This window comes from Prauserella flavalba, assembly GCF_003202235.1.
In the GTDB taxonomy this organism is placed as follows: Bacteria; Actinomycetota; Actinomycetes; order Mycobacteriales; family Pseudonocardiaceae; genus Prauserella_A; species Prauserella_A flavalba.
In genome coordinates, this window is record NZ_MASU01000009.1 from 91,361 (window position 1) to 105,464 (window position 14,104).

A 14,104-nucleotide genomic window follows, 5' to 3' on the forward strand; every position below is an offset into this window, starting at 1 on the left:
GCACCCAGCCGCAGTGAAGGCCACCTTCACTGCGTTGAACGCAGTGAAGGTGGCCTTCACTGCAGTCGCCCTCACTGCGGGAGGGGCGCTGTGGGAGGGGCGCTGTGGTCAGGCGACGCCGAGGTAGGCTTCCTTGATCGACTCGTCGGCGAGCAGTTCCTTGCCCGTGCCCGACTTGACGATCGAACCGGTCTCCAGCACGTAGGCGCGGTGCGCCCGCGACAGCGCCTGCTGTGCGTTCTGCTCCACGAGCAGCACCGTGGTGCCCTCCTTGTTGATCTCCGTGATGATGCGGAAGATCTGCTGGATGAACTGCGGCGCGAGGCCCATCGAGGGCTCGTCGAGCAGCAGCAGCTTCGGCTTCGACATCAGCGCCCGCCCGATGGCGAGCATCTGCTGCTCGCCGCCGGAGAGCGTGCCGCCCGCCTGGGTGCGCCGCTCCGCGAGCCGGGGGAACAGCTCGAAGACGTGGTCCATCTCCGCGGCCAGGTTCTTGCGGTCCTTGCGCGCGTAGGCGCCCATGTCGAGGTTCTCGTACACGGTCATGCCGGGGAAGATCCCCCGGCCCTCCGGTGCCTGCGAGATCCCGCGCACCACCCGGAGGTCGGCGCGCAGCCGCGTGATGTCCTCGCCCGCGAACGTGATCGTGCCCGCGGAGACGGGCCGGATCCCGGAGATCGCGCGCATCGTGGTGGACTTGCCGGCCCCGTTGGCGCCGATGAGGGTGACGATCTCGCCCTCGTTGACGGTGATGGTCAGCTCCGAGACCGCCTTGATCCGTCCATAGTGGACGGAAACGCCGGAAAGCTCAAGCAAGGTCATCGTCGGGAACTCCCAGGTAGGCGGCGATCACGGCGGGGTTCTCCCTGATCTCGGCGGGCACACCCTCGGCGATCTTCTTGCCGAACTCCAGCACCACGATCCGGTCGGTCACGCCCATCACGAGCTTCATGTCGTGCTCGATGAGCAGCACCGTGTACCCGTCGTCGCGGATCTTGCGGATCAGCCCCATCAGCTCTTCCTTCTCGATGGGGTTGAACCCGGCCGCGGGCTCGTCGAGGCACAGCAGCTTGGGCTCGGTCGCGAGCGCGCGGGCGATCTCCAGCCGCCGCTGGTAGCCGTACGGCAGGTTCTTCGCCTTGTCCGCGGCCCGGTCGACGATGCCGACGAAGTCGAGCAGCGCCATCGCCCGCTCGATCGCCGCCTTCTCCTCCCGGAAGTGCCTCGGCGAGCGCACGAGCGCGCCCATGACGCTCGTCTTGTGCCGCGCGTCGGTGCCGACGACCACGTTCTCCAGCGCCGTCATCTCGCCGAAGAGGCGGATGTTCTGGAACGTCCTGGCGATGCCGCGCCGGGTGATGTTGTGCCTGGCGAGCTTGCCGAGGGGTTTGCCCTCCAGCAGCACCCGGCCGGACGTCGGCCGGTAGACGCCGGTCATGGCGTTGAAGCAGGTGGTCTTGCCCGCGCCGTTCGGGCCGATGAGGCCGAGGATCTCGCCGCGGCGGATGCCGAACGACACCGAGTCCAGCGCCGTCAGGCCGCCGAAGCGCATGGTCAGCTCGTCGATCTCGAGCAGCGTCTGACCGACGTCGACGGCCATCTCCCGGTCGGAGGCGACGACCTCCGCGACCTCCGCCTCGTGCTCGGCGAGCTCCGCCTCGGTCATCTGCTGCAGCTCGGCGACGAGACCGCCCTCGGCCTTCACCTCGGGGCCGTTGCCGTTCTCCGGCTGGGTCATCACACGCCCCCGTTCCGGTCCGTCGAGACCGACGCGTCGTGACTGATCTGCTCGCCCCGGCCCAGCAGGCGCTGGTACGCCTGTCTTCCGTAGGTGAGCAACCGCTGCCGCGCGCCGAGCAGGCCCTGCGGGCGGAAGATCATCAGCACGATCAGCGCGAGGCCGAAGATCAGGTACCGGTATTCGGCGATGCCGAGGAACCGCGCCGGGATGTAGGCCACGATGATCGCGCCGAGTATCACGCCGACCTTGTTGCCCGAGCCGCCGAGGATCACCGCGGCCAGGAACAGCATCGACGTCACGACGTCGAACTTCTGGTTGTTCACGAACGCCAGCTGGCCCGCGTACAGCGCGCCGGAGAGGCCACCGATCGCGGCGCCGATCACGAACGCCCAGATCTTGAACTTGAAGGTGTTGACGCCCATGATCGCGGCGGCGTCCTCGTCGTCGCGGATCGCCACCCAGGAGCGGCCGACGCGGCTGCGTTCGAGGTTCCCGACGAGCACCAGGATCAGGATGATGATCGTGACCGTGAGCCAGTACCACGGCGTGCCATCGGTGTTGTTGAAGATGGGTGTGCCGTCGGCGTGCGTGCCGGGCGGGTGGCCGACCTGCTGGAAGCCCTGGTTGCCGCGCAACGGCTCCAGGTTGTCGGCCAAGAGCCGCACGATCTCGCCGAAGCCGAGGGTGACGATGGCGAGGTAGTCGCCGCGCAGCCGCAGTGTCGGCGAGCCCAGGATGACGCCGAACACCATCGTGATCGCCATCGCGATGGGCAGCACGGCGAGGAACGGCAGCTTGGTGAGTGCGGAGTCCGGGCTCGTGAACAGCGCGGCGACGTACGCGCCGATCGCGAAGAAGCCCACGTAGCCGAGATCGAGCAGACCCGCCTGTCCCACCACGACGTTCAGTCCGATGGCGATCAGCGCGTACCGCGCCACCTCGAACATCGCGATCGGGAAGTCGTAGCCGGGTTCGGTGGTGATGATCGGCGGGTTCAGCTCCGGCAGCGCGTAGATGAACACCACCAGCGGGATCAGGATCGCCCACTGCTGGAACCGGTTGAGGTTGTTCCACCACTCGCCGAGCGAACGGCGGCCGGTGGTGGTCGTCGTCTTCGTCGTCGTGGTGGTCATACCCGCGCCTTTCCGAGTGACTCGCCGAGGATGCCGGTCGGGCGGAACATCAGGATCAGCACGAGCAGCACGAAGGCGACGACGTCACGCCATTCACCGCCGAAGAGCGACTGCCCGTAGTTCTCCATCAGCCCGAGCAGCAGCCCGCCGAGCAACGCGCCGCGCAGGTTGCCGATGCCGCCGAGCACGGCGGCCGTGAACGCCTTGATCCCGAGCAGGAACCCGCCCTGGTACGCGGCGCCCTGAGGGATCTTCATCATGTAGAACAGCGCCGCGGCGCCGGCGAGCAGGCCACCGATGAGGAACGTCATCATGATGACGCGTTCCTTGTTGACGCCCATGAGGGTCGCCGTGTCGGGGTCCTGTGCGACGGCGCGGATGCCGCGGCCGAAGCGGGTCCGGTTGACGAACGTGTCGGCGACCAGCCAGAGCAGGATCGACGCGAGCACGATGACGATCGTGATGTTGGTGACGCTGGCGCCGAAGATCTCGAAGACCGGTTCGGGGCGCAGCAACCGGATGGCCTGCTCGGGGTTGCCGCCGCGCCAGATGAAGATCAGCTGCTGCAGGACGAACGAGGCGCCGATCGCGGTGATCAGGAAGACCAGCCGGGGGGCGCCGCGGTTGCGCAACGGGCGGTAGGCCACGCGTTCGAGCACCACGGCCGTCGCACCGGACACGAGCACCGCGGCGAGCAGCGCCAGCAGCAGGAAGCCGACCAGCTCGAAGATCGCGAGCTCGGCGGTGGGACCGGGCCGGAAACCGAGGGCGTAGAAGGTGAACCACGTCGCGTAGGCGCCGTAGATGAACACCTCGGAGTGGGCGAAGTTGATGAGCTTGAGCACGCCGTAGACGAGCGTGTAGCCGAGCGCGACGAGCGCGTAGATGCTGCCCTGCGCGAGCCCGTCGACCGTGTTGCTCCAGAACTGGTCGACCAGTCCCTCGACGTCGAAGCTGATCAGGCTGTCACTCTGCGCAAGGTACAGCGAGGACAGGTGGTGATGAATGGACAAGGCGTTCTCCACGTGGGGGCCGGGGCGCGCGCCGGCGGGATCGGCCGCCGGGCGCGCGCCCCGACAAGGAAGTGCGTGAGCCGGAGATCAGCCCTGCGGCTTGATCTCGGTGTTGCGGACGATCTGACCGTTCTCGACCTTGTAGGTCCAGACGGTGCTCTCTGCCAGCTCGCCCTTCTCGTTCCACTTGAAGCTCTTGGTCAGGCCCTGTCCCTCGTAGTTCTTGACGAACTCGAGCATGCCCGCACGGTCCTTGACGCCCGAGTCGATGCCCTTGAGCAGGATCGTCGCGAGGTCGTAGCCCTCGGGCGAGTACGTGCCGGGCGCCTTGCCGCCGGACTGCTTCTCGTAGCCCTCGTTGAACTCGGTGAACTGGTCGGCGGGAACGCACGGGCACGTGAAGTACACGCCCTCGGCGGCATCACCGGCGCCCTTGACGAACTCGTCGTCCTTCACACCGTCGGGGCCGACGAACTGCGCCTCGACACCGGCGTCGAACAGCTGCTGCGCGAACGGCGCGGCCTCCTGGTAGTAGCCGGAGAAGAAGATCGCGTCCGGGTTCTCACCCTTGATGCTGTTGACCACGGCCGAGAAGTCGGTCTGCTTGGTCTTGACCTCTTCCTGGCAGCTCGCCTTGTCGCCGAGGCCCTCGGTGATCGAGTTGGCGAGGCCGATGCCGTACTCCGAGTCGTCACGGACGACGCAGACGGTCTGCGCACCCAGTTCCTCGGTGATGAACTGCGCGGCGGCGGGGCCCTGCGTGTTGTCGTTGCCCAGACCGCGGAAGAAGGTCTTCCAGCCGTTCTCGCTCAGCGCGGGGTTGGTGGCCGACGGCGTGAGCTGCACCAGGCCGGCGTCGTCGAAGATGTTGCCCGCGGCCTTCGACTCACCGGAGAAGGGCAGGCCGACGACGCCGATGATGTCCTGCGTGTTCACGATCTGGGTGACGATGCCGGGGGCCCGGTCGGGCGTGCCCTCGGTCTCGAACTCCTGCAGTTCGACCTGGCAGTTCGGGTTGTTCGAGTTGTGCCGCTCGATGGCGACCTTCACGCCGTTGAGGATGTTCTGCCCCAGCGCGGCGTTGGCGCCGTTGATGGTGCCCGCGTAGGCCAGCTTCGTGCCGGCGTCGCACTGGGCGTTGCCGTCGCCTGCGGGGTCGGCGGCGTTGGCTGCTTGGGCCGGCGCGCTGGCCTGAGGCTGCGAACCCTGGTCGTCGCCGCCCCCGTCCTCGGTGCGCGCGGCGCACGCGCCGAGAACCAGCGACGCCGTGGCCGCCAGCAGCACAACCCGCCCAAACCGTGCTCTTGACACATTTCCTCCCGATGTCCTTCAAAGACGCAGGAACCGCGACCCCACCCCGAAAGGTCTCGACCTGACTGGGCGATGAAGTTAGCCGTGCAGGTGGTGATTGCACAGCAACCGTCAGCCGTTGTATCCACATCGTGACGGTTTCAGGGACGGTTAACCGGCAGTTCACGCCCGATCGAAGCAACGCAACAATCAGGTCTGAACCATCGGTCGTCGACGAGCACCGTGCGATGCGCTCTCCCCAGCCCCTGCCACCACGTCCCGTTGCGGAGTGAGAGGAACCGTACAGCACGCGAACCAGCCGAAAGTCGCACTCGGCGCCCCGTCCGCCGGGCACGACCAGCGCTGTTCACGCAACAACGCCCGCCTCTGTGATCTACATCACAGAAGCGGGCGTTGTTGTCGTTCCGGGCGGGCCCGTTACTTGGCGATGTTGTCGACGATGGCCTGCGCGACGGCCTTCATCGTGGTCCTGCGGTCCATCGCGGTGCGCTGGATCCAGCGGAAGGCGTCGGGCTCGGTGAGGCCCTGCTGGCTCATGAGCAGGCCCTTCGCGCGGTCGATCAGCTTGCGCGTCTCGAGCCGCTCGTTGAGCCCGGCGACCTCGGACTCGAGCGCCTGCAGCTCGGCGAACCGGCTGACGGCGAGCTCGATGGCGGGCACGAGGTCACGCTTCGCGAAGGGCTTCACCAGGTAGGCCATCGTGCCCGCCTCGCGGGCACGTTCGACCAGGTCACGCTGGCTGAACGCGGTGAGGATGACGACGGGCGCGACCCGGTCACCGGTGATCTTGGCGGCTGCCTCGATGCCGTCGAGCTTGGGCATCTTGACGTCGAGGATCACGAGATCGGGCTTGAGATCGGCGGCGAGTTTGATAGCTTCTTCCCCGTCGCCGGCCTCGCCGACCACCTCGTAGCCTTCCTCGCGCAACATTTCGACGAGGTCAAGCCGGATCAGTGCCTCGTCCTCCGCGACGAGCACACGACGCTGCGGTGCGGTGACAACACCGTTGGCCTCGGCCTCGGTAGCCGCTTCGGTCACCGGGGTCCTCCTGGGCGATCGACGGGATGTGAATACGTGCGGCGTGCCGCGGCTTCCAGGCTACCGGTGAACGGCGTATCCGGAGAGATGGCGTTCGCCACGTGCGGTGATCGCCGCGTGGGTACCTCGGACGAAACATTCCCGTGGTAGCCCGAATGCCGGGGACCGGTGGACGGCGAGTAAAGTTCGCCCACACGCCCCCGTAGCCCAATTGGCAGAGGCACACGACTCAAAATCGTGCAAGTGTGAGTTCGAGTCTCACCGGGGGCACCGCCTGTTCAGAGACCCGTCGCGCGGACCCGGCGGCGGGCCGCCATCGCTCGGGAGGTCGCGGGCAGCCACCAGAGCACAGAGCACCGCGAGCACGATCGCCGGAGGCGTCAGCACCAGCGCGAGTGTTCTCGGGATCACCGTCGGTGATGTCGCGGACAACCGAAGGTGATCACCACGACTGGGCGAACCAGGAAGATCGTGGCCCCGGCGATGGTCGTCAGCACCCGCGTCACCGCGACCAGCACCGTCGACGGCCGACGTGCCTCGGCGCCGCCCAGCCGGGAGGCGGTCCCGGCTGCGGGACCCGCGACCACGGTGGCGGGGGACCCTGGGCGTCGGCCCAGTCCGCGGCCAAGGTCGTGACCCGCTCGGCCGGAAACCCGGTGCGGTGCACGAACTCCAGCAGCGTTGGCGGTGTCGCGCGGGCATGGGAGACGCCGACCCGCAGCGGCGCGCCGGTGGCGTACATCCGCATCAGCGGTGCCCGAGTCCCCGTGGCGAGGTCGCGCAACGGGCGAGCCCTCGCACCGAAGGACTCGGTGATCGCAGGTCGTGCCGGATCGTCGTCCAGGCGGGCTGTCCCGTGCTCGCGGTGTCCATCGAAGGGCATGCCGAGGGCGAACGCCCCGAGGCGCTGACCGCGGCGACCGAGATGTTCAGCGAGGCACGGCGCCCGCACGGCTCGACACCCTCGTGGTCGCCGCCGCCGAGCACAGCGCGAGACCGCTCGACCGCGTGTCCGCGCAGTTCGAAGAGCTGGTCCGGCCGCGAGCTGAGCGGGATCAGTCCTCTGTGGACGGCTGCCCGGTGATGGCCGCGATGGCCTTCTTCCTCGCCGGCTCCCCCACCTCGGGCAGCACGAACTTGCGCGCCCGCAGGTACGCGACGAGATCCGGGTCCGGCGCGATCCCGTGCTCACGCAGGTAGTAGCCCACCGAACCCGGCCACACCCACACGCCGTCGGTGCGGAAGTTCAGCGGCACCGCCGGATCGCGGTCCGGCGCGAACGCGTCGGTGTCGTAGCTGCGGGCGGCCATCACCACGGGCGCGTTCGTCAGGTAGTCGAGCACGCGGTCACGCTCCGCGGGCGGCAGCGGCGACCGGTCGACCACCGGCCTGCCCTCGGCGTCGAGGCCGTCGTAGACGCGCGGCTGCCGCAGCCCGTACTCGTCTGCGGGCCGGTCGCCCGAATCTCCCCCCGCCCGCTTCGTCAGCCACTCCGGGACGAACCGGTCGGCCCTCGGGAAGAACCGCAGCTCGTCGGCGAAGCCGATGGGCGGCGGCACGCGCCGCCACGCCGGCTCCTCGTCGATCACGAACTCCGTGCGCGGCCGGCCGCCGGGCACGAAGACGAGGGCGGCCGAGAGCCACGTGCCGCGCCCCGGCTGGTACATGCCCGTACGCAGGGTGCCGAGCAACTGCACGGCCGGGGGCGGCGGCTGCACGGGCACCGGCGTGCCGTCCGGCCTGGTGACCACGACGTCGGCCTCGATGTGCCTGCCCGCGGCGCGGTACTCGACGCGCACCTGCCGCCAGCCGGGCGGCAGGCCGGCGGTCACCGCCTGGCCGATCTGCCCGATCAGCTGGTGCCGCTGCTGCGGGTTCAGCGGTCCCGGTGGCCGCGTCATCGGGTGCTCCTAACCCTGCAGCCCGCGCTGGAACCAGTCGGGCATGTTCTCCGGCGAGCGCGGGAAGCGCTCCTGCTCGCGCTGGAAGTGCTCCCGTTCCGGCGCCGACGGAAACGACGGCAGGTCGTTGTAGTTGTACTTCACGGAGAACGTGTCGGGCGGATCGACGATCAGCCGGAACGAGTACCAGGTGCCCACGTCCTGGGTGTACATGCCGCTGCGCAGCTCGGAGAACAGCGGCGCGAGCGTGCGCGGCGGCGAAAGCCTGACCACCCGGCCGTCCGCCAGCATGGCGCTCGCCCCGACGTTGACCTTTCCGCCGAGCGTCAGGTAGTCCATGATGATGCGCTGCCAGCCGGCGGGCGCTTGCTCGAGCACGACCTTGGTCGCCTCACCGAGCAGGCGGTACTGCTCATCCGGTGGCATCGGCGTCGTCATCCTGGTGTCGTCCTCTCGCCTCGTCCAGTGTCCCGCGTACCTTAGGACACCGCGTCGGGTGCGATGTCCTGGCCCGCCTCGTCGATCCGCTGCCGCAGCCAGCCCGGAACGTGCTCCTCCGACCGCGGGAAAACCGTCAGGTCATGGGCGAAAACCCACGGCGGGACATCGGGAACCCACGCCGGGTCCTCGTCCAGGTTGAAGGAGACCTCGGGCCGCCCGCCGGCGGTGAGCACGAACCTCGCGGAGAACCACGTACCCCGGTCCGGCTCGTACATCTCCTCGCGCAGCGCGGAGATCTCCCCCTCCAGGGAGCGGGGCGAGACGTCCGGCGTCGACCCGTCCGCCATCGTCACGGCGAACTCGGTCTGCACGACGGCCGCCAGCGCCCAGACGGAGAAGACGATGCGCCGCCACCCTTCGGGTGCCTCTTGCTCGATCCGGGCGAGGATCCGCCGGATCGCGTCGTCAGTCCTGCTGTCGTTGCTTGGGTGGGGCATAGTGTTTCACCTTCGACCAGTCCACGTCCTTGGCGTCCTTCAAGCCCTCGGGCGTGTTGATGAACGCTCGCTCGAACACACGCACCCGGGGCTCGCCGGTTTCCGGATCGATGTCCTTGACCCGCCAGCGCATGACCTCTCTTTCGGCGAGCCCGTCCTCGGCGCGCCGCGGCGTCTCGACCTCGAGCCGCTCGATCTCGACGTCCTCGCCCGTGGCCTGAGCGTAACGCGCGATCTGCTCTTCCTGCTGCCGCCACGACTCCCCGCGCCCCAGCTGATCGAAGCCGTCCCTGGCGTTGCCGCTGTTGGACGCGGCCAGCTGGCCGTGCATGTTGCCGTAGCCGCCGGGGCCGCCGCCCTCCGTCGGCGCGAGGTGACCGCCGGCCCAGCGCACCTTCCGGTACTCCCTCTCGTCCGGGGTCAGTTGGCTGTCGGGCACGCCCTCCTTCTTGTAGGCGTCCCGGCCCTCGTCGCCTGCCCGGCTCTGGGCCGCCGGATCGCGGTAGTTGTCGTTCGACGGGCCGTAGACCGGCTGGCCGCTCATCCCCTCGGTCTGGGCCCGGTCGTTCGTCTCGAAGTAGAACTTCTTCTCCGGGTCCCGCCAGTTGTCCACCTCGTACTTGCACTCCGGCAGCATGTGGTTGAAGTCGGGGTTGGTGCCTGCCTTGATCGCCTCCTGGTCGTCCTTGGGCAGCTTCTTGATGTCCTTCCAGTCGGCATCCGAGTCGTACTGCCGGCCGGGGGTCAGCTCGACCCATTTGATGTCGCCGTTCGCATCGGTGTAGAACGTGGTGCGCGCGGCGACCTCGCCGTTCGCGCCCTTGTACTCCACCGGGATGGCCGTGTTCTTCGGCAGCTTCCCGTTCTCGTCGAGCAGCCCCTGCTGGTCGCGCAGTGCCGGCGGAATCCGGTAGGGGTCGTCCGGGGCGATGACCTCGTTCTTCGGCGGGAACGAGTTCTTCTCCGGCATCTCGGTCTCGATGGTTTTGTGCGGCGACCGCGGCGGATCGTTGTACGGGTTGGGCGGATCGCTGTCCGGACCGGCATCGGGATCGTGGCGGCCCGGCCGGTCGTAGTCGACGATCGGCGCGTGCTCGGCGTGACCGGGGCGGTAGAAGTCCGGGTCTTCGGAATGGACCTGGTAGTCGCCCCACTCCTCGTCCAGCCGCGAGTAGTCCTTGCCGCGGGACTGTGCGCTGTCGACGTCGATGTCGTCCTTGTCGGCGTCGGCCGTGTCCGGGGTGAAGGCGTCGTCGCTGCCCCTGGATGTCGAGCCGTCGGGGCTGTGCACCGACCACTCGCCGTTCGGCGGGATCCTGGGCCGCACCTGGCCGTCGGGGCCGACCTCGTAGTCCGACGAGAAGACCCGGCCGTCCGAGTCGGTCCAGGCGGGCTTGTTCGGGGCGAGCACCTCGGTGTCGAGTTCCCTGGACAGGCGCTGGGCGAAGTCGTTGGAGCCCGCGTCGCAGCCGATCAGCCGGATCGGGCGGCCGTCGTAGTCGCCGTTGCGGCGCAGGATGTCCGCGAACTCCTCGGGCGTGTAGAGCTGGTTGCCGATGCGGGCGTGGCCGTCGGGCGTGACGTGCACGTCCGCCGTGTAGCGGCCGTCGGGGTCGGGCTGCACACGGTGCGGCAGGTCGCCCATCTCGGGGTCGTCGCGGTGGAACGAGGTGCCCGCCGGGGTGGACTCGGCGTGCCGCTGGTTCACCTCGTCCGGGCCGAGCTTCTCCGGATCGTGGTGCGGCGGCGTGCCCGGATCGCCGGGGTCGTGGTGGCCGTTCTGGCTGTGGTTCCCGTTGCCGTCCGGGGTGTGCTGCCCGGGCTGACCGTCCGGGTGGGACGGTCCGCCGTGGGGTGGCTGGTGTCCGGGCGGTGTGGCGCCGTGGTGCGACGGCGCGGGGCTGTTCGGGCCCGGACCGAACCCGCGGGGCGCCGCCTGCGGCGGTGTGTTCGGGCTCGGTGTGTTCGGGGCCGGTGTGTTCGGGGCCGCTGTGTTCGGCCGGGCCGCGGGCGCGTCCGGGGTTCGTGGCGTGGGCGCGCCCGGGCTGCCGGGTGTGCCGGTCCAGCCGCCCGAGGCGCCGGGGCGGCCTCCCTGCGAGCCCGCGCTGGGGCTCCCGCCGCCGGGCGCGCCGGGACCGCCCGCGGGACCGCCCGCCATCGGGGTGCCCTGCTGGCCCGATGGCGACGAGCCGCCGCCGTCGGGACCGCGCTGGGAGGGCACCGCCGACGGGCCCGCGTCCGGGGTGCGCGGCATCGTGCTGCTGGGCTGCGCCGACGCGCTCGTGGACGTACCGGAGTCGTGGTGCGTGCTCGGCGACGGGCCGCCGGAGCCGCTGTGCGGCGCGGGGCCGCCGGTGTGGGTGCCCGGCGACGACGGCGACCCCGAAGGGCTGTCCCCGCCACCGTGGGGAGCCGGGGACGGCGAGCTGTGCGAGGGCGACGGGGACGACGGCGGCGCGCCACCACCGTCGGGGTGCGCAGGGTGGAGCGAGCCGCTGCCGGCCGGGGGTGTGTTCGTGGTCGTCGACGGGGAGTCGCCGCCACCACCGCTCGAGGTCGGCGCGTCCGCCCGGCCGGGGCTGCCCGGCGACGGTGCATCCGTGCCAGGGCCGCCGTTCGAGGTCGGCGAGTTCGTCGTGGACGGGTTCCCGCTCGAGGACGGGGAGTCCGTCGTGGACGAAGGAGAGTTCGCCGGATCCGGGTTCCCGCTCGAGGACGGAGAGTCCATTGTGGACGAGGGACTGTTCGCCGGGCTCTGGTAGCCCGACGACGGCGAGTCCGCGCCGCCCGGGTTGCCGTTCGACGGCGAGTTCGAGGTGGACGAAGGCGAGTTCGTCGTGCTCTGGTAATTCGACGACGGAGTGTTCGTGGTGGCCGGGTTCCGGCTCGATGAGGGGGAGTCCCCGCCGCCGGACGGCGAGTCACCGGTGTCCGGGCTCCCGCTGTCGCCCGTGCCGTTCGTGCCGTTGCCCGTGGACGAGGAGTCGCCGCCCGATCCGTTGCGCGTGCTCGCGGGCGGGGCGTCGGTGGCCGTGGCCGGGTCCGAACCGTCACCATCCGGCGAGGAACCGTCCGAAGAGGACGAATCACCGTCCGAAGAGGATCCGCTGTCGCCGGGGTCGCCACCCGAGCCGTCGCTGGTGTTGCCCGAGTCCCCGCCGTCGGAACCGGAACCACCGCCGCTGGAACCGCCCCCTCCCGGCGTGTCCACGTCCGGACCGCCGCGCTGGAGGAAGCCGCCGGGAGTGATGTTCTTGGTGCTGATCACGTCGAGGCCGGTGACCTTGCCCGCGATCTTGCCGCTGACCTTGAGGATCTTGGCGAGGATGTCGCCCAGCTTGCCCAGCAGCGGCGAGACCTTGCGGATGGTCTCCAGCAGCTTCTTCAGCAGCTCGGCGATCTTCGTTCCCCACTTGGAGATCGCCGTGACCGCCTGCGCGACCACGACGGGCGTCCCGAATCCCAGCGAGAACACCGTCTCCAGCACCCAGGAGATCAGCTTGCCGACGAGGTCGGCGATCAGGTCGCGCACCGTCTCCCTGACGAAGCTCACGACCTCGCCGAAGATCATCACGACGGTGCTGATCGACCCGGCGACCGACGCCGCGCCCGCGATGGTCTCCTCCTGCTCCTTGCAGGATTCCCGGTAGGAGTCGGCGGCGGCACCGGTCCAGCCGGTCGTGCCGTTCGCGACGGCGTTGGCGAACGAGACCTTGGTCTCGTCGAGATGCGTGGCGACGTTGCTCCACGTCTCCGAATAGGACTGGATCACCGGCGGGTCACCGCACACCGAGTCCAGCATGTCCTTGAGCGGCTGGATGTGCTCCATCAGGAACGAGGCGACCGACGACATCAGCCAGCCGAACGGGTCGATGGCCGCCGCGGCGCCCTCCGCGGCCAGGCCCAGCACCCCGAGGCCACCCTCGACCCAGTTGCCGTCCTTGATGCCGTTGAACGTGTCGATCGCCGACTCGGCGATGCCGATGCCGCCCGCGTAGCCGTAGTCGCCGTTGCCCGAGGTCAGCGGACCGGGGCCGTCACCGTCCTGCGGCGCGTCCGCGACGAGCGAGTTCCCCTCCGGCATCAGACCTCACCGCCCTTGAACGCGTCGGTGACGCTGTCCTCGGTGCCCTGGTAGGTCTCGGCGGCCTTGCGCACCTTGTCGGCGGTGGCCTGCATCGCGCTCACCGCCTCCTTGAGCGCGTCGATCCCGTACTGCTCGACCGGGTCCAGCAGCATCCGGAACGGCTGGCAGAGAATTCCGTAGGCGTCTGTTGGCATGCTGACCGTGTTCGCGGCGTCGACTGCCTGGTTGAGCTGGTCGGTGCAGGCGTCGATCTGCGTGGCGTGCGCCGTGAGATCCGAGCCGAGCTCGAAGCCACCGCCCTCTGGCATGGTTCCCCCTAGTCAAGCCGGTCGGTCAGGACAGAATCGAGCGCCCGCCGAAATCGTCGTCATCGTCGTCGGCCTGCCGCCTGCGTGGCCTCGCCTGCGGCTTCGGCGGCATCGCGGGCGGCGGGCCCTGGCCGGGCGGCGGCGCCTGCGGGCGCGGCGGACGGGCCGGTGGCTCCTCGTCCTCGGGCCCGAACCGCATTTCCCGCTGCGGCGGCTGCTGCGCGGGCGGCTCGTCCTCCGGCGGCTCGGGGAAGGTCTTCTTCGCGTCCTCGAAGACCTTGTTGGCGGCCTGGTCCTCCGTGCCGATGGTCTCGGCCATCGCCTGCTGGAGCAGCTCGGGAATCCGCGACTGCGCGGTCTGCACGGTGCGCATGATCTGCATCGACAGCTCGGCCATGCGCTTGCCCTGTGCGCTCTCGGCGATCGACAGGTTGGTGAGCAGGCCCTTGGCGTTGATGGTCACCTCGATGGTGTTGTCCGGGGAGCGCTCGGTGACCGAGAGCTCCTGGACCCGCGAGGCCATCGCCTGGTAACGCTGTGCCTGCTCCTGGATGCGCCGGTTCCAGTCGTCGACCATGCGCTCGCTGGCCTCGATGCCGTCCGGCATGTGCATCCTTCCGTCATGCGCGTGCTG

At 69.5% G+C, this 14,104-nt stretch carries 13 protein-coding genes and 1 tRNA gene; 1 reads left to right on the plus strand and 13 read right to left on the minus strand.

Features of this window, described 5'->3' with window-relative positions:
- Positions 1-108: 108 nt before the first annotated feature.
- The 6 genes from BA062_RS22440 to BA062_RS22465 all read right to left on the minus strand — a co-directional run bounded on the left by BA062_RS22440 (position 109) and on the right by BA062_RS22465 (position 6,236).
- Positions 109-822 (minus strand): ABC transporter ATP-binding protein, encoded by a 714-nt coding sequence (locus tag BA062_RS22440; RefSeq protein ID WP_110339854.1) that lies wholly within the window; start codon positions 820-822, stop codon positions 109-111.
- Complete coding sequence (locus BA062_RS22445; protein ID WP_110339856.1) at positions 809-1,738, minus strand: ABC transporter ATP-binding protein; 930 nt, start codon at positions 1,736-1,738, stop codon at positions 809-811. The genes BA062_RS22440 and BA062_RS22445 overlap by 14 nt, the downstream gene beginning before the upstream one ends.
- Positions 1,738-2,874, minus strand: a complete 1,137-nt coding sequence (locus BA062_RS22450; RefSeq protein WP_110339858.1) for a branched-chain amino acid ABC transporter permease — start codon at positions 2,872-2,874, stop codon at positions 1,738-1,740. The genes BA062_RS22445 and BA062_RS22450 overlap by 1 nt, the downstream gene beginning before the upstream one ends.
- Complete coding sequence (locus tag BA062_RS22455) at positions 2,871-3,881, minus strand: branched-chain amino acid ABC transporter permease (RefSeq protein WP_110340461.1); 1,011 nt, start codon at positions 3,879-3,881, stop codon at positions 2,871-2,873. The genes BA062_RS22450 and BA062_RS22455 overlap by 4 nt, the downstream gene beginning before the upstream one ends.
- 93 nt (positions 3,882-3,974) lie before the next feature.
- Complete coding sequence (locus BA062_RS22460; protein WP_110340463.1) at positions 3,975-5,168, minus strand: branched-chain amino acid ABC transporter substrate-binding protein; 1,194 nt, start codon at positions 5,166-5,168, stop codon at positions 3,975-3,977.
- Positions 5,169-5,615: 447 nt separating this feature from the next.
- Positions 5,616-6,236, minus strand: coding sequence for an ANTAR domain-containing response regulator (locus tag BA062_RS22465; protein WP_110339860.1), 621 nt, complete (start codon positions 6,234-6,236; stop codon positions 5,616-5,618).
- Between the two features lie 196 nt (positions 6,237-6,432).
- Between BA062_RS22465 and BA062_RS22470 the strand changes: the two genes are divergently transcribed.
- Positions 6,433-6,506, plus strand: a tRNA-Leu gene (locus tag BA062_RS22470).
- Between the two features lie 232 nt (positions 6,507-6,738).
- Here the strand turns inward: BA062_RS22470 and BA062_RS40580 are convergent.
- The 7 genes from BA062_RS40580 to BA062_RS22505 all read right to left on the minus strand — a co-directional run bounded on the left by BA062_RS40580 (position 6,739) and on the right by BA062_RS22505 (position 14,077).
- A complete protein-coding gene (locus BA062_RS40580) occupies positions 6,739-7,119 on the minus strand; it encodes a hypothetical protein (RefSeq protein WP_245959954.1) in 381 nt (126 codons plus the stop codon).
- Positions 7,120-7,291: 172 nt separating this feature from the next.
- A complete protein-coding gene (locus BA062_RS22480; RefSeq protein ID WP_110339862.1) occupies positions 7,292-8,137 on the minus strand; it encodes a ferredoxin in 846 nt (281 codons plus the stop codon).
- A gap of 9 nt (positions 8,138-8,146) precedes the next feature.
- The gene (locus BA062_RS22485; protein ID WP_110339864.1) at positions 8,147-8,575 is read right to left on the minus strand and encodes an antitoxin YezG family protein; all 429 of its coding nucleotides are present in this window, start codon (positions 8,573-8,575) and stop codon (positions 8,147-8,149) included.
- Positions 8,576-8,616: 41 nt separating this feature from the next.
- Positions 8,617-9,075 carry a hypothetical protein gene (locus BA062_RS22490; RefSeq protein WP_110339866.1) on the minus strand — a complete coding sequence of 153 codons (459 nt, stop codon included), beginning with the start codon at positions 9,073-9,075 and terminating at the stop codon, positions 8,617-8,619.
- A complete protein-coding gene (locus tag BA062_RS22495; protein ID WP_110339868.1) occupies positions 9,044-13,159 on the minus strand; it encodes a hypothetical protein in 4,116 nt (1,371 codons plus the stop codon). The genes BA062_RS22490 and BA062_RS22495 overlap by 32 nt, the downstream gene beginning before the upstream one ends.
- Positions 13,159-13,470, minus strand: coding sequence for a type VII secretion target (locus BA062_RS22500; protein WP_110339870.1), 312 nt, complete (start codon positions 13,468-13,470; stop codon positions 13,159-13,161). Before BA062_RS22500 ends, BA062_RS22495 begins: the two co-directional genes overlap by 1 nt.
- 25 nt (positions 13,471-13,495) lie before the next feature.
- Entirely contained in the window at positions 13,496-14,077 is a 582-nt protein-coding gene (locus tag BA062_RS22505) for a YbaB/EbfC family nucleoid-associated protein (protein WP_110339872.1), read from the minus strand.
- Positions 14,078-14,104: the final 27 nt, after the last annotated feature.

What these genes read in the sequence shown, in the direction of transcription:
- BA062_RS22440 (WP_110339854.1), bottom strand. Translation starts at nt 822, where the DNA reads ATGACCTTGCTTGAGCTTTCCGGCGTTTCCGTCCACTATGGACGGATC.
- BA062_RS22445 (WP_110339856.1), bottom strand. Translation starts at nt 1,738, where the DNA reads ATGACCCAGCCGGAGAACGGCAACGGCCCCGAGGTGAAGGCCGAGGGC.
- BA062_RS22450 (WP_110339858.1), bottom strand. Translation starts at nt 2,874, where the DNA reads ATGACCACCACGACGACGAAGACGACGACCACCACCGGCCGCCGTTCG.
- BA062_RS40580 (WP_245959954.1), bottom strand. Translation starts at nt 7,119, where the DNA reads ATGCCCTTCGATGGACACCGCGAGCACGGGACAGCCCGCCTGGACGAC.
- BA062_RS22480 (WP_110339862.1), bottom strand. Translation starts at nt 8,137, where the DNA reads ATGACGCGGCCACCGGGACCGCTGAACCCGCAGCAGCGGCACCAGCTG.
- BA062_RS22485 (WP_110339864.1), bottom strand. Translation starts at nt 8,575, where the DNA reads ATGACGACGCCGATGCCACCGGATGAGCAGTACCGCCTGCTCGGTGAG.
- BA062_RS22490 (WP_110339866.1), bottom strand. Translation starts at nt 9,075, where the DNA reads ATGCCCCACCCAAGCAACGACAGCAGGACTGACGACGCGATCCGGCGG.
- BA062_RS22495 (WP_110339868.1), bottom strand. Translation starts at nt 13,159, where the DNA reads ATGCCGGAGGGGAACTCGCTCGTCGCGGACGCGCCGCAGGACGGTGAC.
- BA062_RS22500 (WP_110339870.1), bottom strand. Translation starts at nt 13,470, where the DNA reads ATGCCAGAGGGCGGTGGCTTCGAGCTCGGCTCGGATCTCACGGCGCAC.
- BA062_RS22505 (WP_110339872.1), bottom strand. Translation starts at nt 14,077, where the DNA reads ATGCCGGACGGCATCGAGGCCAGCGAGCGCATGGTCGACGACTGGAAC.